At 67.0% G+C, this 22,537-nt stretch carries 21 protein-coding genes; 6 read left to right on the top strand and 15 right to left on the bottom strand.

Going from position 1 to position 22,537, the window contains the following annotated elements:
- Entirely contained in the window at nt 1-861 is an 861-nt protein-coding gene (locus ACZ5CM_RS12940; RefSeq protein ID WP_464639184.1) for a UPF0280 family protein, read from the top strand.
- Nucleotides 854-1,435, top strand: a complete 582-nt coding sequence (locus ACZ5CM_RS12935) for an amino acid synthesis family protein (RefSeq protein WP_464639183.1) — start codon at nt 854-856, stop codon at nt 1,433-1,435. Before ACZ5CM_RS12940 ends, ACZ5CM_RS12935 begins: the two co-directional genes overlap by 8 nt.
- Nucleotides 1,436-1,702: 267 nt before the next feature.
- Here ACZ5CM_RS12935 and ACZ5CM_RS12930 read toward each other — a convergent pair whose 3' ends face one another.
- The 5 genes from ACZ5CM_RS12930 to ACZ5CM_RS12910 all read right to left on the bottom strand — a co-directional run bounded on the left by ACZ5CM_RS12930 (nt 1,703) and on the right by ACZ5CM_RS12910 (nt 5,806).
- A complete protein-coding gene (locus ACZ5CM_RS12930; RefSeq protein ID WP_464639182.1) occupies nt 1,703-2,746 on the bottom strand; it encodes a threonine aldolase family protein in 1,044 nt (347 codons plus the stop codon).
- A complete protein-coding gene (locus ACZ5CM_RS12925) occupies nt 2,746-3,216 on the bottom strand; it encodes a YcgN family cysteine cluster protein (protein WP_464639181.1) in 471 nt (156 codons plus the stop codon). Before ACZ5CM_RS12925 ends, ACZ5CM_RS12930 begins: the two co-directional genes overlap by 1 nt.
- Nucleotides 3,213-4,145: a bifunctional riboflavin kinase/FAD synthetase gene (locus tag ACZ5CM_RS12920; protein WP_464639180.1), complete on the bottom strand. Its 933-nt coding sequence runs from the start codon at nt 4,143-4,145 to the stop codon at nt 3,213-3,215. The genes ACZ5CM_RS12925 and ACZ5CM_RS12920 overlap by 4 nt, the downstream gene beginning before the upstream one ends.
- Nucleotides 4,146-4,388: 243 nt before the next feature.
- Nucleotides 4,389-4,832, bottom strand: coding sequence for a MaoC family dehydratase (locus ACZ5CM_RS12915; protein WP_464642606.1), 444 nt, complete (start codon nt 4,830-4,832; stop codon nt 4,389-4,391).
- A gap of 98 nt (nt 4,833-4,930) precedes the next feature.
- On the bottom strand, nt 4,931-5,806 hold the full coding sequence (locus tag ACZ5CM_RS12910) for a TIGR01459 family HAD-type hydrolase (protein WP_464639179.1): 876 nt from the start codon (nt 5,804-5,806) through the stop codon (nt 4,931-4,933).
- 154 nt (nt 5,807-5,960) lie between these two features.
- On the opposite strand from ACZ5CM_RS12910, the gene ACZ5CM_RS12905 reads away from it, so the two are divergent.
- Nucleotides 5,961-6,428: a hypothetical protein gene (locus ACZ5CM_RS12905; RefSeq protein ID WP_464639178.1), complete on the top strand. Its 468-nt coding sequence runs from the start codon at nt 5,961-5,963 to the stop codon at nt 6,426-6,428.
- Nucleotides 6,429-6,561: 133 nt separating this feature from the next.
- Here ACZ5CM_RS12905 and ACZ5CM_RS12900 read toward each other — a convergent pair whose 3' ends face one another.
- From ACZ5CM_RS12900 to groES, 6 genes are all read right to left on the bottom strand, one after another.
- Nucleotides 6,562-6,900, bottom strand: a complete 339-nt coding sequence (locus ACZ5CM_RS12900) for a tRNA-binding protein (RefSeq protein WP_464639177.1) — start codon at nt 6,898-6,900, stop codon at nt 6,562-6,564.
- A complete protein-coding gene (gene proC, locus ACZ5CM_RS12895) occupies nt 6,893-7,708 on the bottom strand; it encodes a pyrroline-5-carboxylate reductase (protein ID WP_464639176.1) in 816 nt (271 codons plus the stop codon). The genes ACZ5CM_RS12900 and proC overlap by 8 nt, the downstream gene beginning before the upstream one ends.
- Nucleotides 7,709-7,747: 39 nt before the next feature.
- Entirely contained in the window at nt 7,748-8,248 is a 501-nt protein-coding gene (locus tag ACZ5CM_RS12890; RefSeq protein ID WP_464639175.1) for a type III secretion system chaperone family protein, read from the bottom strand.
- Nucleotides 8,249-8,453: 205 nt separating this feature from the next.
- Nucleotides 8,454-9,308 (bottom strand): DMT family transporter, encoded by an 855-nt coding sequence (locus ACZ5CM_RS12885; protein WP_464639174.1) that lies wholly within the window; start codon nt 9,306-9,308, stop codon nt 8,454-8,456.
- A gap of 159 nt (nt 9,309-9,467) precedes the next feature.
- Nucleotides 9,468-11,111 carry a chaperonin GroEL gene (gene groL, locus ACZ5CM_RS12880; RefSeq protein WP_464639173.1) on the bottom strand — a complete coding sequence of 548 codons (1,644 nt, stop codon included), beginning with the start codon at nt 11,109-11,111 and terminating at the stop codon, nt 9,468-9,470.
- A gap of 69 nt (nt 11,112-11,180) precedes the next feature.
- Nucleotides 11,181-11,492, bottom strand: a complete 312-nt coding sequence (gene groES / locus ACZ5CM_RS12875; RefSeq protein WP_464642604.1) for a co-chaperone GroES — start codon at nt 11,490-11,492, stop codon at nt 11,181-11,183.
- A 290-nt stretch (nt 11,493-11,782) separates the two neighbouring features.
- Here groES and ACZ5CM_RS12870 point away from each other — a divergent pair, with 290 nt between their 5' ends.
- Complete coding sequence (locus ACZ5CM_RS12870) at nt 11,783-12,703, top strand: manganese-dependent inorganic pyrophosphatase (RefSeq protein ID WP_464639172.1); 921 nt, start codon at nt 11,783-11,785, stop codon at nt 12,701-12,703.
- 50 nt (nt 12,704-12,753) lie between these two features.
- On the opposite strand, the gene ACZ5CM_RS12865 is transcribed toward ACZ5CM_RS12870, so the two are convergent.
- The 4 genes from ACZ5CM_RS12865 to ettA form a co-directional block, all read right to left on the bottom strand.
- Nucleotides 12,754-13,374: a thymidine kinase gene (locus tag ACZ5CM_RS12865; RefSeq protein ID WP_464639171.1), complete on the bottom strand. Its 621-nt coding sequence runs from the start codon at nt 13,372-13,374 to the stop codon at nt 12,754-12,756.
- 283 nt (nt 13,375-13,657) lie between these two features.
- A complete protein-coding gene (locus tag ACZ5CM_RS12860; RefSeq protein ID WP_464639170.1) occupies nt 13,658-14,785 on the bottom strand; it encodes a beta-ketoacyl-ACP synthase III in 1,128 nt (375 codons plus the stop codon).
- A 160-nt stretch (nt 14,786-14,945) separates the two neighbouring features.
- Nucleotides 14,946-18,290 (bottom strand): carbamoyl-phosphate synthase large subunit, encoded by a 3,345-nt coding sequence (carB, locus tag ACZ5CM_RS12855; RefSeq protein ID WP_464639169.1) that lies wholly within the window; start codon nt 18,288-18,290, stop codon nt 14,946-14,948.
- Nucleotides 18,291-18,518: 228 nt separating this feature from the next.
- Nucleotides 18,519-20,174, bottom strand: a complete 1,656-nt coding sequence (gene ettA / locus ACZ5CM_RS12850; protein ID WP_464639168.1) for an energy-dependent translational throttle protein EttA — start codon at nt 20,172-20,174, stop codon at nt 18,519-18,521.
- Between the two features lie 153 nt (nt 20,175-20,327).
- Between ettA and ACZ5CM_RS12845 the strand changes: the two genes are divergently transcribed.
- Nucleotides 20,328-20,945: a nicotinate-nucleotide adenylyltransferase gene (locus ACZ5CM_RS12845; RefSeq protein ID WP_464639167.1), complete on the top strand. Its 618-nt coding sequence runs from the start codon at nt 20,328-20,330 to the stop codon at nt 20,943-20,945.
- A gap of 70 nt (nt 20,946-21,015) precedes the next feature.
- Nucleotides 21,016-22,521, top strand: a complete 1,506-nt coding sequence (gene dacB, locus ACZ5CM_RS12840) for a D-alanyl-D-alanine carboxypeptidase/D-alanyl-D-alanine endopeptidase (protein ID WP_464639166.1) — start codon at nt 21,016-21,018, stop codon at nt 22,519-22,521.
- Nucleotides 22,522-22,537: the final 16 nt, after the last annotated feature.

The raw sequence follows: 22,537 nt of genomic DNA, 5'->3' as shown, positions 1-22,537 counted from the left end.
ATGGCGGGCGGGCCGCAGGTTTCCTTCCTGCCCGACGGGCGGCGGCTGCATCTGCATCATGGGCCCATCGACCTGATCGTCGAGGCGCGGGGGGCGGGGCGGAAGGCGGCCCTGGCGGCGGCGGCGCGGCGTTTTGCCTCCGTGCTGGAGGAACTGGTTGCCGAGCTGGACCTGTTGCGGGCGCCGGCCGGAAGGGCCATGCAGCCCCGCGGGGTCGTGGCGCGGGAAATGGCGGCGGCGGTGGCCCCCTTTGCCGCAGAGGGCTTCATCACCCCCATGGCGGCCGTGGCCGGCGCCGTGGCCGACGAGATCCTGCGGGAGATGGTCGCGGCCGGGCCGCTGCGCCGGGCCTGGGTGAACAATGGCGGCGACGTGGCGCTGCATCTGGCGCCGGCAGAGGCGATGACGGCGGCGGTGGCGGGGGTGCCGGGCGGACTCATCCGCATCCCCGACCGCAGCCCGGTGCGCGGAGTGGCCACGTCGGGCTGGCGCGGGCGCAGCCACTCGCTGGGGATTGCCGATACGGTCACCGTGCTGGCTCGCAGCGCAGCACAGGCGGACGCGGCGGCGACGCTGATCGCCAATGCGGTAGACCTGCCGGGAAGTGCTAGGGTGCGCCGCCGGCCGGCCCGGGATCTGGTCCCTGACAGCGACCTGGGCGAGAGACTGGTGACGGTCGGGGTGGCGCCGCTGAGCGCGACCGAAATCGCCGCGGCGCTGGACCGGGGGTTGGCGCAGGCCGAGGCCTGCCGCCGCCGCGGCCTGATCGAGGCGGCGCTCTTGGGTCTTTCGGGGCACTTGCGCACGACCGGCTGGTGCGATTTCATCGACATGGCAACGAAGGACACAGCCCATGCCTGATTTTCCCCTGCGCAAGATCGTCACCTTCATCGAGGACATCCACCATGACGGCGGCCCGCCGCCCGCGCAGCCGAGGCGCCGGGCCGCGGTCGTGGCGGTGGTGAAAAACCCCTTTGCCGGGCGCTTCGTCGCGGATCTGCAGCCGGCGATGGAGGATCTCAAGCCGCTGGGCCTGATGATGACCGACCGCCTGATCGAGGCGATGGGCGGGATCGAGGGGATCGACGGCTATGGCAAGGCCGCCATCGTCGGCGAGGGGGGTGAGCTGGAGCATACCGCGCTGTGGCATGTGCCCGGCGGTTATGCCATGCGTGCGCGTCTGGGCGAGGCAAAGGCTATCGTCCCCTCCTGCATGAAGGCGGGGGGCGTGGGCACGCGCATCGACGTACCGCTGGGGCACATCAACGCCGCCTATGTGCGCAGCCATTTCGACGGGATCGAGATCGGCATCTCCGACGGGCCGCGGGCGGATGAGCTGCTGCTGGCGCTGGCCATGGCCCGCGGTCCGCGCATTCACCACCGCATGGGCGGGCTGGCGGCCGAGGAGGTGAAGGGCGAGGACGGGTTGCGATAGGGCGCGCCGCGGCTGAGCTTATTCAATTCTCTGCTCAAGAGGAGGGCAGGCGGCCGCCCGGGTGGGCGCGAATGCGCACCTTCAAAGCGACTGTGCCAAAGGCGCACCTTCGGGGCGACGGGGCGGGCGGGCGCATGCCCGGGTCGCGTTGCGCCCCGGGCAAAGCGAAACCATCCGATCAGAGAGCCGGCATGCCCCGGCAGGATCCGCCGGCCATTTCCCCCGGCTCCCGGCCGGGCGCGGGGTGGCTCAGCCCGCGACCAGATCTCAGCCCGCGACCAGATCCACGAAGCGGTCGATCTGATCCCGACTGATGGACCAGTCGCAGACGAACCGCCCGGCCAGCATCTCGTCGGGGTCGTCGCCCTCCAGCGTGCAGTTCCACATGTAGTAGGCCGCGCCCGCCTCGTGCAGCCGCCGGTGGATGCGGCGGGGCAGGGCGGCGAAGATCATGTTGGCCTGGGGCTCGTGCAGGAACGCCGCGCCGGCGGCGCGCAGACCCGTCGCCAGCCTGGCGCCATTGGCGTTGGCGGCGCGGGCGAGGTCAAGCCACAGCTCGCCCTCCAGATACGCGGCCATCTGCGCAGACAGATAGCGATGCTTGGAAAACAGATGCGCCCCCCGCTTGCGGCGCAGCTCGAATTCCCAGGCATGGGCGGGGTCGAAGAAGATCACCGCCTCGACCCCCATGCAGCCGTTCTTGGTTCCCCCGAAGGAGAGCGCATCCACGCCTGCCTTCCATGTCATCTCGGCCGGGGAGCAGCCCAGCCGCACCAGCGCATTGGCAAAACGCGCCCCGTCCATGTGCACGGGCAGGCCGTAGTCCTTCGCCACCGCCGTCAGCGCGCGCAGTTCGTCCAGGGAATACACGGTGCCGCGCTCGGTCACCTGGGTGATCGAGACCGGGCCGCGCTGGGGGCCGTGCACGCCGCGGGTTTCTTCGGCCTCGATGGTGGCGCGCAGGGCGTCGGCGCTCATCCGGTCCTCGCCCGGGACAAGGGTCAGCTTGGCCCCGCCAGTGTAGAATTCGGGGGCGTTGCACTCGTCCTCGTGGATATGGGCGACGGGGGCGCAGAACACCGTCTGCCAGGGCTGCGCCAAGGTGGCCAGCGCCAGAGAATTGGCCGCCGTGCCCGTGGCCACCAGGTAGATCGCGGCCTGGGGGGCCTCGAAGATCTCGCGCAGTTGCCTGCGTACTTCCTCCATCAGCGCATCAGCCCCGTAGGCGGGGGCAAAACCTTCATTGGCGGCGGCCACCGCGTCCATGATCGCCGGATGCACCGGGCCGGCATTGTCGGAGGCAAAGAACATCAGATTGGCTCCTCCAGGATGTGGTCTTCCCACTCTTCTTCGGGGGTTTCGAATTCGCTGACCGTAAGGCCGCGCACGGAAATTCCGGCCTCGTGCACGGTTTCCGGGTCGCCCGAGATCAACGGATGCCACCAGTAAAGCGGCCGACCTTCCCGCACCAGCCGATAGGCGCAGGTCTGCGGCATCCAGTAGGCGTTGTCGTCTAGGTTCTCGGGGCGCAGGACGATGCATTCGGGAACGAACTGGTGGCGGATGTCATATTGCGCACAGCGGCAGGAGTGGTCGTCCAGCAGCCGGCAGGCGACACGGGTCAGCGCCACCTCGCCGGTGTCCTCGTCCTCCAGCTTGTTCAGGCAGCACTTTCCGCAACCGTCGCACAGCGCCTCCCATTCGCGGCGGGTCAGGCGCGCAAGCGGCTTGCGCTCCCAGAAGCGGGGCGCCAGCCCGGATCTGTCGATCGGATCCTTCACAGCTGGTCCAGGATCTCGCGGGCGCGGTCGCAATCCTTGCGCATCTGCGCGACCAGCGCGTCGAGGCTGTCGAATGTCATCTCGGGGCGCAGGTATTCCACCAGCCCGACGGACAGTTGCACGCCGTACAGATCGCCCGAGAAATCGAAGATATGGGTTTCGAGATTGGCAACCTTTCCATCGAACATCGGCCGCACGCCAAGGCTCGCGGCACCGCGCCAGCTGCCGGCATGCGGCCCTTCGAGGATATCGACCAGTACCGCGTAAACCCCGAAGGCGGGCGGGTGCAGCCCTTCGATCGACATGTTGGCGGTGGGAAAGCCCATCTCCCGCCCGCGTTGTTCGCCGGCGATGACGGGCCCGTCGATCCGGTGCCAGTGGCCCAGCATGTCGCGCGCGTCGCGCGGGCGGCCCTCGGAAAGGGCGCGGCGAATCGCGGTCGAGGACACCACCCTGTCGCCGCTTTCCAGAAGCGGGGCCACGGTCACGCCGAAACCCATCTCGCGGCCGAATCGAACCATGTCCTGCGCATTGCCGCTGCGCCCCTTGCCGAAACGGAAATCACCCCCCACCACCACATGCGCCAGCCCCAGCCCGTCGGCAACCACCTTTCGGGCGAATTCCTCGGGCGTCATCGCGGCAAGGGCAGCGTTGAAATTCAGTTCATAAAGCTTTTCCACCCCCAGCTTTTCCAGCCGGTGGGCTCGGGCCTCACGTCGCATCAGGCGAAAGGGCGGGGCGTCGGGAGCGAAATATTCGCGCGGGTGGGGCTCGAAGGTGACAACGCCCAGCGGCGCGCGCGGCGCGGCCTTGCGGGCAAGGTCGATCACCGACTGGTGACCCAGGTGAACCCCGTCGAAATTACCGATCGCGGCAGAGGCGCCGCGATCTTCGGGTTCGACGAACTGATAGTCCCGGATGATCCGCATGGGGCCTGCCTAACCTTCCCTGCGACCTTCCGCAAGACGGCGCGACATCCTGTACAGCGGCCCCCCTTCACCGGCATCAACCATGAGGAAAAATGCCCCGGCACCGCCCGGCTCCCGCGCGCGCCGGTCCCCTGCCTTGCCCCCTTCCTCTTGCCCGAAATACTCCCGCCGGAGGCACCGCCGCGCCGCAAGGCGTGGCCAGCAGAAGACGTGGCCCGCTTGCGGGCCTCCGCCGACCCCGGCTCAGTCGAACTTGCGACTGGGTGCCAGCACCATGGCTTCGCCGACCAGAACCTTCTTTCCATCCACCGAGCAGTGGCAATCCAGCTTGACCCGCCGTTTCGCGATGTCGATGTCGATCACCTTGACCTCGGCGTGAACCGTGTCGCCCGGCCGCACCGGGGCGAGAAATTTCAGCGTCTGCCCCATGTAGACCGTACCGTGGCCCGGAAGCTGCTCGCCAATCACTGCCGAGATCAGCCCCGCCGTCAGCATGCCATGCGCGATCCGGCCCTGGAAGATCGTGTCACGCGCATAGTCATCGTCCAGATGCACCGGATTTCGATCGGTCGAGACCCGCGCGAACAGCTCGATATCCTCGTCGGTCACGACCTTCCGCAGATAACGGGTCATCCCCATTTCGATATCTTCGATGCAGATCGTGCCGCGCGGAAGATTGTCCAGCATGTCATCCTCTCGGGTCATATCGGGTAATTTTGTTCGGCGAATAGCCATTTTCATGCAACTTTATTGCTTTGCAGGTGCAGAAAATCAACCCCTTTTCGTCAGCGCAATTTCCCGATGGCATAGGTCGGAGACATCTCTTCCTTTTCCAGATAGGCGTTCAGGGCTGCTTCATCGGGGTGATCCTTGGTTCCCGTCTCGACCGCGGCGAGGCCGCCGGTGATGAACAGGGAATCGATATCCTCGCCCATCGCCCCGGCAATGTCGGTATGCAACCCGTCGCCGATCGCCAGCATCCGCGCCTCGGGCACCAGCTGTCCGATCTCGGCCAACCGGCGGCGGGCGAGGTCATAGATCGGCGGGTGCGGCTTGCCGAAATAGAGGCTCTCGCCCCCCATTTCCGTGTAAAGCCGGGCCAGAGCCCCTGCGCACCATTCGCGCCGCGCGCCCCGGTCCACCACGATATCGGGGTTGGCGCAGAGCAGCTTCATCCCCTTCTGCTTGGCATAAAGAAAGGTGGGACGGTTCACCTCGGGGTCGGCGAAGGGATCGAACGGGCCGCAGCAGACGATGCCCTCGGCCTCTTCCAGGGGGACAAGTTCGATGGGCACCGGGTTCTCGACCACGTGGATGGGTTCGAAGAATCCGGCATCGCGTTCCCACTCGCCCATGAAGAACACCCGTCTGCCGACTACGCCCCGGAACATGGCCGCCCGGGCGCTGTCGCCGCTGGTCGCGATGGTATCCCAGCTGTCCTCGGGCACGCCAAAGCGTTGCAACTGCCGTGCCACTCCCTTGCGCGGCTGCGGAGAGTTGGTCAGCAGGCACACCGTCCCACCCCCCGCGCGATAGGCCTGCAACGCGTCAACGGCCTCGGGAAAGGCGGTGACACCGTTGTGGACGCAGCCCCACAGATCGACAAGCAGCGCGTCGTAACGGTCCGAAATCTCGGACAGGGCGGAGATGATGCGGGTCATGGCCAACCTTTCATCCTGTCAGATCCTGGGCCCAAGCTATGTCAGGCCCGGCCCGCCTTGGCCAGCCGGTTTCCGGTGCGGGGTTGCAGCGCATGCAGATCGGTGCATGTAATGCGGGATGCCGCCCATCCAGGCGATGCGAAGAGGAGGAAACATGACCCGGACCGGCACGTTGCCAGAAGATTCGGCCGACAACGCGGTCAGGATCTACCGGGACGCTCTTGCCGGGCGGTTCGAGGGCATCCTGACCTGGCCCGACCTCGACGCGCTGTGGACCCGGCTGCGCACCGCGCCCGAGGGCTGGTATGTCCACGACCCGGACGCACCGCCCCCCGACCGGCCCGCCAGCGAGACCGCCTTCCGGCAGGCGCTCGACCGGGCGGAGGCGATGTTTTCCCATGCCCGCAGCCGGGACTGGTGCGGCGCCGTCTATGTGGACGACCGCAACAACCCCGGTCTGGTCAAGATCTTCGACCCCTTCGGCATGTCTGCCTGCGGCGGCGGCAGCGCCGCGACCCGGCCCTGGCTCATTCTCAGCCGCATCCCTCCGGCGCCGCTCGCAGACCCCGCCGAATCGCCACGCCGCAGGGGCCTGCTGTCGCGCCTTGCGCACCGAGGCTGAGCGCAGCGGAAAAAGGCCGACCCGCCACCGCGATACCGATCCACTCCCCCGCCCATTCTTTTTCTGGCCTGAAAATATCCCGGGGGGTGAGGCCCGCCGGGCCGAGGGGGGCAGCGCCCCCCTGATCCCCGCATCAATGCAGCCGCCCGCCCTCGGGCACGGCCTGATCCGGCCCGACCAGGACAATCCCGCCATCTGCGTCCGGCACACCCAGCACCAGAACTTCGGACATGAACCGCCCGATCTGGCGCGGCGGGAAATTTACCACCGCCAGCACCTGCCGTCCGACCAGATCACCAGGCGTGTAATGGGCCGTGATCCGGGCCGAGGATTTCTTCTCTCCGATCTCGGGGCCGAAATCGATCCACAGCTTGATGGCGGGCTTGCGCGCCTCCGGGTAGGGCTCGGCCCGAACCACGCGGCCCACGCGGATATCCACCGCCAGGAAATCGTCAAACGAAATCTCAGCCACGCGACAACTCCCGCGATCGTTCCGTTGCCGCCGCCACCGCGCGCCTCATCAGTGCCGGAAAGCCGGTTTCCTCATCCATCAGAACTTCCAACGCTGCCTGCGTAGTGCCGCCGGGGCTGGTCACGTTCACCCGCAGTTGCGCAGGACTTTCGTCCGAGGCCTCGGCCAGTGCCCCGGCCCCGGCCACCGTCGCACGCGCCAGTTGCAGTGCCAGATCCGGCGACAACCCCTGTGCCTCGCCCGCCGCGGCCAGGGTCTCGATCAGATGAAACACGTAGGCCGGGCCGGAACCGCTGACGCCGGTCACCGCATCCATCTGCGATTCGTCCTCCAGCCGCACGGTCTGCCCGACCGCGGCCAGAAGGCTCTCGGCCAAGGCCAGGTCGCCCTCGCCACAGGCGGCATTGCCAACCAGCGCCGTGATCCCGCGCCGAATCGCCGCCGGCGTGTTCGGCATCGCCCGCACGATCGGCGTGCTCGCCCCCAGCGCCGCCTCGAAGGTCGAAATCGGCGTGCCCGCGGCAATCGACACGAACAGGGTTCCACCGCCGCCCAGCGCCTTCAGTGCCGGCAGGGCTTCGCCCATCATCTGCGGCTTCACCGCCACCAGGGCAATGGCCGGGCTCTCGGGCAGCGGCGCGTTCACATGCACCCCCTGCGCCAGCACCCAGTCGGAAGGAGCGGGATCGACGACCCAGACCTCGGCCGCGGGCAGACCGCCCTCCAGCCAGCCGCTCAGCAACGCCGACCCCATCCTGCCGCAGCCCAGAAGCACCAGCCCCCGGTCGGCAACCGCTTCCATCACCATGGATCGCCCCTCCCGCCGTTGTCAGCCCCGGGTCCGGGTTTACGCGCGCCCCCAGGCTTCGGCAATGGCAACCTGCAACGCCTCGCGCGGGCTTCGCCCGCCCCACAGCAGCAGCTGGACCGCAGGGTAATAGCGCTCGGCGCTCAGCACCGCCGCGGTGATCATCCGGTCGATCTGCTCGGCACTGGCTGTCTGACCGCCAGTCAGCATCAACCCGTAACGATACACCATCAGCTTCTGCTCTGCCCACCAGGTGAAGGCACCGGCCCAGCACTGATCGTTGATGTCGTTGATCAGTTCGTAGAGCCCGCCCAGATGCTCCTCGGGCGGCTCCATTTCGTAGGTGCAGATCAGGCGCAGCGTCTCGTCATGACCCGACCAGGCAAGCGTGATCGAATAGGTCCGCCACTGGCCCTCGACCGCCATGGCGATCTGGTCGTCCCCGATGCGATCGAAATCCCAGTCGTGATGCGCCGCGAGGTCCTCGACGATGTCGATCGGGTGAAGGTCGTCCTCCAGAATGTGTTCGGAAAGGGCCATGCTGTCACCTCATCTTGCTCTAGCGTCAGAGGGCGCGAGGCACCCCAAGTGCTAGTTGCCTGCTACAGAAAGCGCGGGCTCGGCCGTGCCTTCCTACCAGATATGGTGATCCCGCCGAACCTTTCTGGCAAGCCTTATTTTGTGGATAACGCCAACAAGTTGTGGATGGCGGGCTCACGGCACCGAAATACCGTGTCGTCGTCGGTCACGACGCCTGCCGCGCGCGTCTTCTGAGCGACAGGGCGATGCCGCCCAGAACCAGAGCCGTACCGACCAGAAACCGCGGGCTTGGCGCCTCGGCCAGAAGCAGCGCTCCGCCCGCCAGCGCGATCACGGGCACGCTCAGCTGCACCAGCGCCGCCACTGCCGCGTCGATGAGCGGCACGATCGCGTACCACAGCGCATAGCCAAGCCCCGAGGTCACCGCGCCCGACAGGACCGCCAAGGCAAGGCCGGACGGCGCGCCTCCCGCAGCCAGTTCGCCCGAAAGGTACGGGGGCAGCGCCACCAGCGGCAGGGCCATCGCGAAGTTCGCTGCGGTTGCCGAAACCGGATCCGCCTCGCCCCTGCCGGCAAGCGTATAGGCGCCCCAGCCGACGCCTGCCACCACCATCATCGTAGCGCCGGCCGGCTCGGCCTGCCAGCCCCGGCCCGGCCACAGGATCCAGACCAGGCCGGCAAAGGCGACTGCCGCGCCCGCGACCTGCCGTCCCGTGGCGGGCGACCCGGACAGGGCGGCGAACAGGAACATGGTGATCTGCACCGCGCCGAACAGGATCAGCGCCCCCACGCCCGCGTCGAGCGTACGGTAGGCCTGCGAAAACCCGATCATGTAGGCCGCCAGCGCCGGTGCTCCGATCAGCTGCCGCCACCCCACCGGCATCCGTCTCCGCCGGTGCATGGCCAGGAGGCCCAGCATCGCCACACCCGCGGCAACCCGTGTGAAGGAAAACGCCCCCGGCGTGATTGCGCCGCTGTCCACGGCCAGCCGGTTCAGCAGCGAATTGGCGGCAAAGGCGGTCATGGTCAGCGCGATCAGCAGGGCAAGGCGAAAGGACATGGGCGAAACGATGACCGCCGCCGGCCCCCCGGTCAACTGCCCGGTCCCGCACATCTGCCCACATCCGCGCGAGCAGTCGTTGCGGCAAGTCCCGGCGCGCACATCGAAAAAGGGGCTGCCCGAAGGCAGCCCCCGTGAACCGTTGCGGTTCGGGTCGGCTTACATCATGCCGCCCATGCCGCCCATGTCGGGCATGCCGCCGCCGGCATTGGCGCCTTTCGGCTCGGGCTTGTCGGCCACCATGGCTTCGGTGGTGATGAGCAGCCCGGCGACCGAAGCGGCATCCTCCAGCGCGGTGCGGACCACCTTGGCCGGGTCGATCACGCCGTCCTCGAACAGGTTGCCATAGGTTTCGGTCTGGGCATTGAAGCCGAAGGAGGCCGTGTCGCTTTCGCGGACCTTGCCGGCCACCACGGCACCGTCAACACCGGCATTCTCGGCGATCTGGCGCAGCGGAGCCTCGACAGCCTTCTGGACGATGGCGATGCCGGCGTCCTGATCTTCGTTGGCGCCCTTGAGATCCTTCAGCACCTTGCCGGCCTGGACCAGGGCGACACCGCCGCCGACCACGACACCTTCCTGCACCGCGGCGCGGGTGGCGTTCAGAGCGTCATCGACGCGGTCCTTGCGCTCTTTCACCTCGACCTCGGTCATGCCGCCGACGCGGATCACGGCAACGCCGCCGGCCAGCTTGGCCACGCGCTCCTGCAGCTTCTCGCGGTCGTAGTCCGAGGTGGTCTCCTCGATCTGGGTGCGGATCTGGGCAACGCGGGCCTCGATCTCGGCCTTGTCGCCGGCGCCGTCGATGATGGTCGTGTCATCCTTCTTGATGATGACCTTCTTGGCGCTGCCGAGCATGTCGAGGGTCACATTCTCCAGCTTCATGCCCAGATCTTCCGAGATCACCTGGCCGCCGGTCAGGATGGCGATGTCCTGCAGCATGGCCTTGCGACGATCACCGAAGCCCGGCGCCTTGACGGCGGCAACCTTCAGCCCGCCGCGCAGCTTGTTGACCACAAGCGTGGCCAGGGCCTCGCCTTCCACGTCCTCGGCGATGATCAGCAGCGGCTTTTGCGACTGGATCACCGATTCAAGCAGCGGCACCATCGGCTGCAGCGAGCTCAGCTTCTTCTCGTGCAGCAGGATGAGCACGTCTTCCAGCTCGGCGGTCATCTTGTCGGCATTGGTGACGAAGTAGGGCGAAAGATAGCCGCGGTCGAACTGCATGCCTTCGACCACTTCGGTTTCGGTCTCCAGACCCTTGTTCTCTTCGACGGTGATGACGCCCTCGTTGCCGACCTTCTGCATGGCGTCGGCGATCTGGCGGCCGATTTCCTCTTCGCCGTTGGCCGAGATGGTGCCGACCTGGGCGACCTCGTCGCTGTCCTTGACCTCGCGGGCCATCTTCTTGATTTCCGCGACGACCTTGTCGGTGGCGAGGTCAATGCCGCGCTTGAGGTCCATCGGGTTCATGCCGGCGGCCACGCGCTTCATGCCTTCGGTGACGATGGCCTGGGCCAGAACCGTGGCGGTGGTGGTGCCGTCGCCGGCCTCATCATTGGTGCGCGAGGCGACTTCCTTCACCATCTGCGCACCCATGTTCTCGAACTTGTCCTCAAGCTCGATTTCCTTGGCGACCGTCACACCGTCCTTGGTGATGCGCGGCGCGCCGAAGCTCTTGTCGATCACGACGTTGCGCCCCTTGGGGCCAAGCGTCACCTTCACGGCGTCGGCAAGAATGTTGACACCGACCATCATGCGATTGCGGGCTTCGGTGTCGAACTTGACGTCCTTTGCAGCCATGTTTCTCTCTCTCCTGAGTCAGCTTGTTTCCTGGTTGGATTTCCGGGTTCGAACGACGATGCGCGGCCTTCAGGCGGCCTTGGCGGCCTTTTCGTCGTCGATGATGCCCAGGATGTCGCTTTCCTTCATGATCAGCAGCTCTTCGCCGTCGATCGTGACTTCCGTACCCGACCACTTGCCGAACAGGATGCGGTCGCCTTCCTTGACGGACATCGGGATCAGCTCGCCGCTGTCCTTGCGGGCGCCCTCGCCGCAAGCAACCACAATGCCCTCGCTGGGCTTTTCTTTCGCGCTGTCGGGAATGATCAGGCCACCGGCGGTCTTTTCTTCGCTTTCCACGCGGCGCACCAGCACCCGGTCATGAAGCGGTTTGAATGCCATCTTTGCAGCTCCTTGAGGCTCAAAGTTCATTGTCCTTTCACCCCGCGCTCCCTGCGGCGAGGCTGTTAGCACTCACCCTTGTCGAGTGCTAACGGCGCATAGCTAAGAACACGATCGCCCCGAGTCAAGCGCCGGGATGCGAAAATCAGGACGAATATGCCGGCAACCGGGATGCGCCCGCCGCCCGCGCCCATCTGCCCCCCCCGCCGCGCGGCGACAAGCCCGTGACAAGGCCGGCCCGCCTGCCTATAAGGCGCGCGAATTCATTTCCCGTGAACAGGAAGCTTGCGATGACCACTCTTGTCTTTGGCCACAAGTCCCCCGACACCGATTCCACCGGTTCGCCCATCATCTGGGCGTGGTACCTGAACGAGGTGAAGGGCACGCCCGCGAAGGCGGTACTCCTGGGTGAGCCCAATACCGAGGCCGCCTTCGTGCTGAAGCGCTGGGGGCTGGAGAAACCGGAGATCATCGCCGACGTCGATAACGGCCAGCCCTGCGTGATCGTGGACACCAACAACCCCGCCGAACTGCCCGCCAACATCAACGGCGCGGATGTGCGCGCGATCATCGATCACCACAAGCTGGCCGGGGGGCTGGAGACGAAGGGGCCGATCGACATTACCATGCGGCCGGTGGCCTGCACCGCCACAATCATGCACGACCTGATCGGCAAGGACATGGAGCAGATGCCGGAGGCGATCCGCTGCACCATGCTGTCCTGCATCCTGTCGGACACGCTGGAGTTCCGTTCCCCCACCACCACCGACCGCGACCGCGAAGTGGCCGAGGCGCTGGCGGCCGAGCTGGGCATTTCCATCCCCGACTATGCCGCCGAACTGTTCGCGGCCAAGTCGGACGTGTCGGCCTTTTCCGATGCCGAGCTGCTGCGCATGGATTCGAAGCAGTACGAGGTGGACGGGACGAAGTTCCGGGTTTCGGTTCTGGAGACCACCTCTCCGGCGACGGTCCTGGACCGAAAGGCCGGGCTGATGGAGGCGATGGAGGCGGTAGCGGCCGAGGACGGGGTGGATCAGGTTCTGATGTTCGTGGTGGACATTCTGAACGAGGAATCCACCCTGCTGGTGCCCAATGATCTGGTCCGCTCGGTGGCGAAGAAGTCCTTCGGCGTGGAAGCCGATGGCGACAGCGTGGTGCTTCCGGGCGTGGTCAGTCGCAAGAAGCAGATCATCCCCAACCTCAAGGTCTGAGGGTCAGGGGGGCGGAGGGGGGGCGCTGCCCCCCTCGGCCCTGGCGGGCCTCACCCCCCGGAGTATTTCGGGCAAGAGGAAGAGGGGCGAGGACGGTCGCCGACGGCCTCGCGCCAGTGGCGGCGGCAGAGCGAGACGTAGGTTTCATTGCCGCCGATCTGTACCTGTTCGCCGGTGGTGAGGACGCGCCCCTGTTCGTCCTGGCGTACCACCATCGTGGCTTTCTTTCCGCAGTGGCAGATAGTGCGCACCTCGCGCATTTCGTCGGCCAGCGCCAGCAGCGTTGCCGAGCCGGGGAAGAGTTCGCCCCGGAAATCGACCCGCAGGCCATAGCAGAGCACCGGCACGGCGAGGTCGTCCACGGCGCGCGCCAGCTGCCAGACCTGGGCAGGGGACAGAAACTGGGCCTCGTCCACGAAGATCGCGGCCACCGGGCCCCGGTTCAGTCTTTGGCGAATGCGGTCGAACAGGTCGTCGCCGGAATCGAAGGTGTCGGCTTCGGCGCCGATGCCGATTCGCGAGGCGATCCGGCCCTGTCCCGCGCGCCCGTCGATGCGGGCGGTAAGAAGGTAGGTATCCATGCCGTTTTCACGGTAGTTGTGCGCAGCCTGCAGCAGTACCGTCGATTTTCCGGCATTCATTGTCGAGTAGTTGAAGTAGAGCTTGGCCATGCCCGCCCTGTAAGGCCAGACCGGACCGGCGGGCAAGCCCCAAGGCGCCTTCCCGGTATCGGGGGGCGGATTCGGGCGCGAGCGGGGCCGGCTACTCACGAACAGCGGCGGAGCCCGAAAGGTCCGCCGCACACTCTTCAACCAAGGCGTCTTGACCGCCCCCACTCACGAATACTTCCCCCAACTCCGGGAAGCATCTCACTGTCTCACATTGATCTCATTTGGTAAAGGAGAATCCAGGGTTCAGCTATTCCATCTGGGCGGGAAAAACCCCGGCGGCGGCTCAGGCGTGGCGGCGCAGCAGGACCGAGCCCACCGAATAGCCGGCCCCGAAGGAGCAGATCAGGCCGAGATCGCCCTCCTCCAGGTCGTCGGAATATCGAGAGAAGCAGATGATCGACCCGGCCGAAGAGGTGTTGGCGTAGTCCTGCAGGATGTTGGGCTGTTCCTCGGGGGCGGGGGTGCGGCCCAGCACCTTTTTCCCGATAAAGTCGTTCATGGCCTTGTTCGCCTGATGCAGACAGAGGCGTTTGAGGTCGTTCGGGCCGATGTCTTCGGCCTGCATGTGGTCGGTGATGTGCTGGCTGACCAGCGGCAGCACCTCCTTGAACACCTTCCGGCCGTTCTGCATGAACTGCATGTCGCGCCGGTCCTTCATCCCGTCCGGCCGCGAGCGGCGCAGAAAGCCGTTGTTGTTGCGGATGTTGTTCGAGAACTGCGTGGCGCAGCGGGTGGAGAGAATCTCGAAGTGAGGTCCGTTCGCGTCCTGCCGGCGTTCGAGGACGGTTGCGGTGGCCACGTCTCCGAAGATGAAATGGCAGTCGCGGTCGCGCCATTCCAGGTGGCCAGAGCAGATCTCCGGGTTGACCACCAGCGCCGTGCGGACCGAACCGGCGCGGATCATGTCGGCGGCGGCCTGGATGCCGAAGGTGGCCGAGGAACAGGCCACGTTCATGTCGAAGGCGAAGCCGCCCGCGCCCAGCAGGTTCTGGATCTCGACCGCCATTGCGGGGTAGGCGCGCTCCATGTTCGAGGCGGCGCAGATCACCAGATCGACGTCCCCGGGCTGGCGGCCGGCCTGCGCCAGCGCCTTGCGCGCCGCGTCCACGCCCATTTCCGCCATCAGCGAGGGTTCGTCGTCGCTGCGCTGGCGGAACAGCGGGTGCATCACCTCGGGGTCGAGGATGCCGGTCCTGTCCATCACGTGCCGGCGTTCGATGCCCGAAGCCTTGACGATGAATTCTTCCGAGGAGTGCTGGATCGGCTCCATCCTGCCCGCGGCGATGGCGTCGGCGTTGCGTTCGTTCTGCAGATCGGCCCAGGCGTTGAAGGTCGCCACCAGCTCGGCGTTGGTGATGACCTGTTCGGGGGTGAAGACCCCGGTGCCGGTAATGGCAGGCGTGTGGGTCACGTCGGTTTCCTCGTGCAAGATGTCCGGGAAATGTAGGCGTCCCGTCGGAGGGGGGCAAGTGGTCCGGGGGAGGCAGGGGACCATGCCCTCCGGGCTGCGGGTCTGACCGGCGGCGCGGGGTGGCGGGTTTTCCGCCCATGTGCCGCGGGCGGGCGCCGGGTCAGCCCTGGAGCGGCTTGACCACGATCTCTCCTTCCGCCTGTGCCCGAATCGCCAGTGCCGCCGCATGGGCTCCGGCGGCGGTGGTGAAATAGGGGATCCGGTCCTGCAGCGCATTGGTGCGGATGTCGCGGCTGTCCTCGACCGCCTGCGCGCCCTCGGTGGTGTTCATCACCAGCTGGATGTCGCCGTTCTTGAGCATGTCCACCACGTTGGGGCGGCCTTCATAGACCTTGTTGACCACCTCGCAGGGGACGCCGCGGGATTCAAGCCAGCCCTGCGTGCCGCGCGTGGCCACCAGCGAAAAGCCCAGATCCACCAGCGTGCGCGCGGCCTCCAGCATCAGCGGCCCCTTGTCGTCGTCCTTGATCGAGATGAAGGCGCGCCCCTCGCGCGGGAGCGTCATGCCGGCGCCCATCTGGGCCTTGAGGAAGGCGCGCGGGAAGTCGCGGTCCCAGCCCATGACTTCGCCGGTGGAGCGCATCTCGGGGCCGAGAATGGTATCGACGCCCGGGAAGCGGTTGAAGGGCAGCACCGCCTCCTTGACCGAGAACCACGGCATCATCGGGTCGGCCAGCGTCATCGGGTCGGCCAGCGGCAGGACCGAGTCATAGTCCGCATCCGCATCATAAGGCGGCCGGTGGGGGAAGTCGGACAGCTTTTCCCCGGCCATGATCCGGGCGGCGATCGAGGCAATTGCGCTGTCGGTGGCCTTGGCGACAAAGGGGACCGTGCGGCTGGCGCGGGGGTTGACCTCGATCAGGTAGATTTCGTCGTCCTTCACGGCGAACTGCACATTCATCAGCCCGACCACGTTCAGCGCCCGGGCCAATGCTTCGGTCTGGCGCCGGACTTCGTCGATGATTTTCTGCGGCAGCGAATGGGGCGGCAGGGAACAGGCGCTGTCGCCGGAATGCACGCCGGCCTCTTCGATATGCTGCATGATGCCGGCCACATGGACGTTGCGGCCGTCCGCCAGCGCATCGACATCGAGCTCCACCGCGCCGGAAAGGTAGCTGTCCAGCAGCACCGGGCTGTCGCCCGAAACCACCACCGCCTGGGTGATGTAGCGTTCGAGCTGGGCCATGTCGCGGACGATTTCCATGGCCCGCCCACCCAGGACGTAGGAGGGGCGGATCACCAGCGGAAAGCCGATTTCCTGCGCGATCTTCAGCGCCTCTTCGTCGGTGGAGGCGATGGCGTTGCGCGGCTGCCTCAGGCCCAGATCCTGCACCAGCTTCTGGAACCGTTCGCGGTCTTCGGCCAGGTCGATGGCGTCGGGGCTGGTGCCGAGGATCGGGATCCCCGCATCGTGAAGCGCGTTGGCCAGTTTCAGCGGTGTCTGGCCACCGAACTGGACGATGACCCCGTGCAGCGTGCCGTTTTCCTGCTCGGCCCGCAGGATCTCCATGACATGCTCGAAGGTGAGCGGCTCGAAATAGAGCCGGTCCGAGGTGTCGTAGTCGGTGCTGACCGTTTCCGGGTTGCAGTTGACCATGATGGTCTCGAAGCCTGCCTCCGACAGGGCGAAGCAGGCGTGGCAGCAGCAGTAGTCGAACTCGATCCCTTGGCCGATCCGGTTCGGCCCCCCGCCCAGGATCACCACCTTCGTGCGATCGCTGGGGCGGGCTTCGCATTCCACCTCGCCCATCACCGGGGCCTCGTAGGTGGAATACATGTAGGGGGTTTGGGCCTCGAATTCGGCGGCGCAGGTGTCGATGCGCTTGAAGGAGGCCTTCACGCCGGCATCAAGGCGCATCTTGCGGACCTCGGCCTCGCTGCGGCCGGTCAGCTTTGCCAGCCTTGCGTCGGTAAAGCCCATCATCTTGAGCGCGCGCAGCCCTTCGGCGTCGCGCGGCAGGCCCTCGGCCTTGACCGTTTCCTCGGCCTCGACGATCTCGCGGATCCGGGCCAGGAACCACGGGTCGAAATGGGTGACGGCGTGGATCTCGTCGTCGCTCAGCCCCTCGCGCATGGCCTGGGCGATGGTGCGCAGCCGGTCTGGGGTCTGGGCGCTGATCGCCTTGATGACGGCGGCCTTGCCCGAGACCGGATCATCGGCGCCGGGGATGTCGATTTCGTCGAAGCCGGTCAGGCCGGTTTCCATCGATGCCAGCGCCTTTTGCAGCGATTCATGGATCGAGCGCCCGATGGCCATGGCCTCGCCCACCGATTTCATGGCGGTGGTCAGGTGTGGCTCGGCGCCGGGGAACTTCTCGAAGGCGAAGCGCGGGATCTTGGTCACCACGTAGTCGATGGAGGGCTCGAAGCTGGCGGGCGTGACCTTGGTGATGTCGTTGTCCAGCTCGTCCAGCGTGTAGCCCACCGCCAGCTTGGCCGCGATCTTGGCGATGGGAAAGCCGGTGGCCTTCGACGCCAGCGCGGATGAGCGCGACACCCGCGGGTTCATCTCGATCACCACCATGCGGCCGGTTTTCGGGTCTACCGCCCATTGCACGTTGGAGCCGCCCGTCTCGACTCCGATCTCGCGCAGCACGGCGATGGAGGCCGAGCGCATCATCTGGTATTCCTTGTCGGTCAGCGTCAGCGCCGGCGCCACGGTGATCGAGTCGCCGGTATGCACGCCCATGGGATCGACGTTCTCGATCGAGCAGACGATGATGGCGTTGTCGGCGGCATCGCGCACCACCTCCATTTCGTATTCCTTCCAGCCCAGCAGGCTTTCGTCGATCAGGATCTGGCCCACCGGCGAGGCATCCAGCCCCGAGCGGCAGAAATGAATGTAGTCGTCGCGGTTGTAGGCCACGCCGCCGCCGGTGCCGCCCAAGGTATAGGCGGGGCGGATGATGGCGGGCAGGCCGATCTCCTCCAGCGCCTCCAGCGCCATCTGCACGCCGGCGTCAAGATCGGTTTCGCCGTTTTCCTTCTTCGGCGCGGTGACGATGGTGGCGCGGGGGTTTTCCAGGCCGATGCGCGCCATCGCCTCGCGGAACAGCTTGCGGTCCTCGGCCTTCTCGATGGCCTCGCGGCGGGCGCCGATCATCTCGACCCCGAACTTTTCCAGCACGCCCATCTCTTCCAGCGCCAGCGCCGTGTTGAGGCCGGTCTGCCCGCCCATGGTGGGCAGCAGCGCGTCCGGGCGTTCCTTCTCGATGATGCGGGCCACGACCTCGGGGGTGATCGGTTCGATATAGGTGGCGTCGGCCAGGCCCGGATCGGTCATGATCGTGGCCGGGTTCGAGTTGACCAGGATCACGCGATAGCCCTCTTCGCGCAGGGCCTTGCAGGCCTGGGCGCCGGAATAGTCGAATTCGCAGGCCTGGCCGATGACGATCGGTCCGGCGCCAATGATCATGATCGACTGGATGTCGGTTCTCTTGGGCATGGCTGTTCCTTCGCTTCGCGGGGCGGCGGCAGGCCGCATGCGCTCAAATTGTCCTGCGTTATAGGGATGGGGGGGAAAGGTGCAAGACCCCGCCGGCCGGTGCGCGGACATGCGCGCCCGGCGCCGCTCCCGCCGCCACCCCCTCTTCCTCTTGCCCTCAAATACTCCGGGGGTGAACGGGCCGCAGGCCCGGAGGGGGCAGCGCCCCCTCCCCGCCGCGCCCGCCGCTCATCGGGTGAACTTCTTGTATTTCAGCCGCTTCGGTTCCAGCGCATCCGGCCCCAGGCGGCGTTTCTTGTCTTCCTCGTAATCGGCGAAGTTGCCCTCGAACCATTCCACATGGGCGTTGCCCTCGAAGGCGAGGATATGGGTGCAGATGCGGTCGAGGAAGAACCGGTCGTGGGAAATCACCACCGCGCAGCCGGCGAAATCGACCAGAGCGTCTTCCAGCGCGCGCAGGGTTTCCACGTCGAGATCGTTGGTCGGCTCGTCCAGCAGCAGCACGTTGCCGCCCGATTTGAGAAGGCGCGCCATGTGCACCCGGTTGCGCTCGCCCCCCGAAAGCAGGCCGACCTTCTTCTGCTGGTCGCCGCCGCGGAAGTTGAAGGCCGAGCAGTAGGCGCGCGAATTCATCTGCGCATCGCCCAGCTCGATCACCTCGGCCCCGCCCGAGATCGCCTCCCACACGGTATCGTCGGGGTTCAGATCGTCGCGGCTCTGGTCCACATAGGCCAGTTTCACCGTGTCGCCGTATTCGATGGTGCCGGCATCGGGTTCTTCCTGCCCGGTGAGCATGCGAAACAGCGTCGTCTTGCCCGCCCCGTTGGGGCCGATCACGCCGACGATGCCGCCCGGCGGCAGGCTGAAGGAAAGATCCTCGATCAGTTGCCTGTCGCCCATGTGCTTGGCCAGGCCGTTCACCTCGATCACCTTCTGCCCCAGCCGCGGGCCGTTGGGGATGACGATCTGGGCGCGGGTGATCTTTTCCCGTTCGGACTGGTTTGCCAGTTCGTTGTAGCGTTCAATCCGCGCCTTCTGCTTGGCCTGGCGGGCCCTGGCGCCGGCGCGGATCCATTCCAGTTCGCGCGCCAGCGTCTTCTGACGCGAGCGGTCCTCGCGCGCCTCCTGCTCCAGGCGCTTGGCCTTCTGTTCCAGCCAGGCGGAGTAGTTGCCCTCGTAGGGGATGCCCCGGCCGCGGTCGAGTTCGAGGATCCAGCCGGTGATGTCGTCGAGGAAATAGCGGTCGTGGGTGACGATCAGGATCGTGCCCTTGTAGTCGATCAGGTGCTGCTGCAGCCAGGCGACGGTTTCCGCGTCGAGGTGGTTGGTGGGTTCGTCCAGCAGCAGCATGTCGGGCGCCTCCAGCAGCAGCCGGCACAGCGCCACGCGGCGCTTTTCGCCGCCCGAGAGGGTGGTGACGTCGGCATCGTCCGGCGGGCAGCGAAGGGCCTCCATCGCCACGTCGATCTGGGCATCGAGATCCCACAGGTTCTGGCTGTCGATCCGATCCTGCAGTTCGGCCATCTCGTCGGCGGTTTCGTCCGAATAGTTCATCGCCAGCTCGTTGTAGCGGTCGAGGATGGCCTTCTTTTCCGCCACGCCCAGCATCACGTTGCCGCGCACGTCGAGCGCGGGGTCGAGTTCCGGTTCTTGCGGCAGGTAGCCCACGCGCGCGCCTTCGGCGGCCCAGGCTTCGCCCGAGAAATCGGTATCGATGCCGGCCATGATCCGCAGCAGGGTGGACTTGCCGGCGCCGTTGATGCCAACCACACCGATCTTCACCCCGGGCAGGAAGCTGAGATTGATGTTCTCGAAGCATTTCCTGCCGCCCGGGTAGGTCTTGGAAACGTCGTGCATGTGATAGACGTACTGGTAGGCGGCCATGGGTTCGGTGGTCCTCGGGTTGCAGGGATTTCGATTTGCGCGCTACCTAGTGGCTTTGCCCGGTGCCGGCAAGGGTGGCCGCGGCGGGACGGAACCGGGCGGGCGGTGAAATCCGCGGTTCAATTGCGCGCGGTGCTGCGGTAAGCGGGAGCGATGCGCGCCGGAATGCCATATGCCCGCGCGGGACTGAGCGTGGGGCTGCTGGGCGGGTCGTTCGACCCGGCCCACGAGGGGCATGTCCGCATCACCCGCGAGGCGTTGAGGCGGTTCGGGCTGGACCGGATCTGGTGGCTGGTCAGCCCGGGCAACCCGCTCAAGCCGCGGGGGCCGGCTCCGATGGAGCAGAGGCTGGCACTGGCCCGCGCCCTGATGCGGCATCCGCGCGTCGAGGTCACCGATCTTGAGGCTCGGCTGGGTACGCGCGTCACTGCCGACACGCTGCGGGCACTGGCGGTTCTGTATCCGGGGGTGCGGTTCGTCTGGCTGATGGGGGCGGACAACCTGGCCCGGTTCCATCTGTGGCGGGACTGGCGATACATCATGGACAGCGTCCCCGTGGGCGTTCTGGCCCGTCCGGGCGAGCGGCTGCCGGCGCGGCTGTCGCCGGCCGCTCGGATCTATCGTGAATACCGGCTGCCCGGAAATGCCTCTCATCTGCTGGCCCGGTCGCACCCGCCGGCGTGGTGCCTGGTCAACATTCCGATGGTGCAGGTCAGTTCCACCGCGATTCGAGCCCGAAGCGGCGCCCGAAGCCACAGTGGTCGCGGCTGAGGCGGCAGGCGGGCAGGTTGCCGCATCCGGGGCGCTTGCCAGTCGCGGGCCGCTGAGGTTTCATGCCGCCATGACGCGAGGGGTTTCACGCCGGTTCATGCTGGCAGGTCTGGGGGCCGCGCTGTTGCCGGCCTCGGTGGTGCGCGCGGGCGGTGCGCCGGCGGTATCGCTGCGTCCGGTGATGCGGCCGCCGGTGGCCGGCAGCCGGCCCGCGGTGGATCTGGGCGCGCTGATCGAGGCTGCCGGACCGGGGGGCGAAGTGGCCTGTGCGGTGGCCGAGGTGGCCACGGGGCGGGTGCTCGAATCGGTGCAGGCGGGCAGGGGGCTGCCCCCGGCCAGTGTCGCCAAGACGCTGACTGCCCTTTACGCGCTGGAGGCGCTGGGGGCCGGGCACCGGTTCCGCACCCGGCTGATGGTCGTGGGGGCGGTGGAGAACGGGCGCCTGGAGGGCGATCTGATCCTTGCCGGCGGAGGGGATCCGACGCTGGACACCGACGGGCTGGCCGATCTTGCCGCCCGGCTCAAGGCCGCGGGCATCCGCGAGGTGACGGGGCGGTTCGCGGTTTATGACGGATTTCTGCCCTATGTTCGCAGCATCGACCCGACGCAGCCCGACCACCTGGCCTACAGCCCGGCGGTATCCGGGATCGCGCTGAACTACAACCGGGTGCATTTCCAGTGGAAGCGGAACGGGCGCGGGCACGTGCTGACGCTGGACGCGCGGACGCGGCGTTATCGCCCCGAGGTCCGGGTGGCGCGGATTCGCGTCGCCGACCGGGCGCGGCCGATCTATACCTATGACGAGCAGGGCGGCGTGGACATGTGGACTGTGGCCGGGCGCGCTCTGGGCCGGGGTGGGGCGCGCTGGCTGCCGGTTCGGAACCCGGCGCTTTATGCCGGTGACGTGTTCGCGACGCTGGCGCGCGCGCACGGGATCGTGCTGAAGCCCGCGCAGGTGATGCGCAAGCTGCCGGGCGCGGCGCGGGAGGTCGGGGCGCGCGAGAGCCGCCCGCTGCGGGAGATCCTGCGACTGATGCTGAAATTCTCCAACAACCTGACGGCCGAGATGGTCGGGATGGCAGCCACCCGCGCCCGCGGCGGAAACCCCCGGACGCTGGCCGAGTCGGCGCTGGCGATGAATGCGTGGGCCGCTTCGGCATGGGGCATGACCGGCACGAAGATGGTCGATCATTCGGGTCTTGAGGATGCGTCGCGGATGACGCCGCGGGATCTGGTGGGGTTGCTGGTGCGGGTGCGCGAGAAGGGTCTGTTGCGCCCGCTTCTCAAGCCGCTGCCGGTTCTGGACGACAAGGGGCGCCCGCTTCGGGACATTCCCATCCGGGTGGATGCCAAGACCGGCACGCTGAATTTCGTGTCGGCGCTGGGCGGGTTCATCACCGCCGCCGACGGGCGCGAACTGGCCTTTGCCATCTTCACCGCCGATCCGGCCCGCCGGGCGCGGATCGACCGGGCCGAGCGCGAGCGCCCGCCCGGCGCGCGGGCATGGAGCCGCAAGGCCCGCCGGCTGCAGCACGCGCTGCTGCGGCGGTGGGGGACCATGCCGGCACAGGGCTGAAGCCGCAGCCGGCGCG

Source organism: Piezobacter thermophilus (assembly GCF_055386745.1).
Note: the sequence above shows the minus strand (reverse complement) of the source record. Positions and strands in the feature narration are given on the sequence as shown.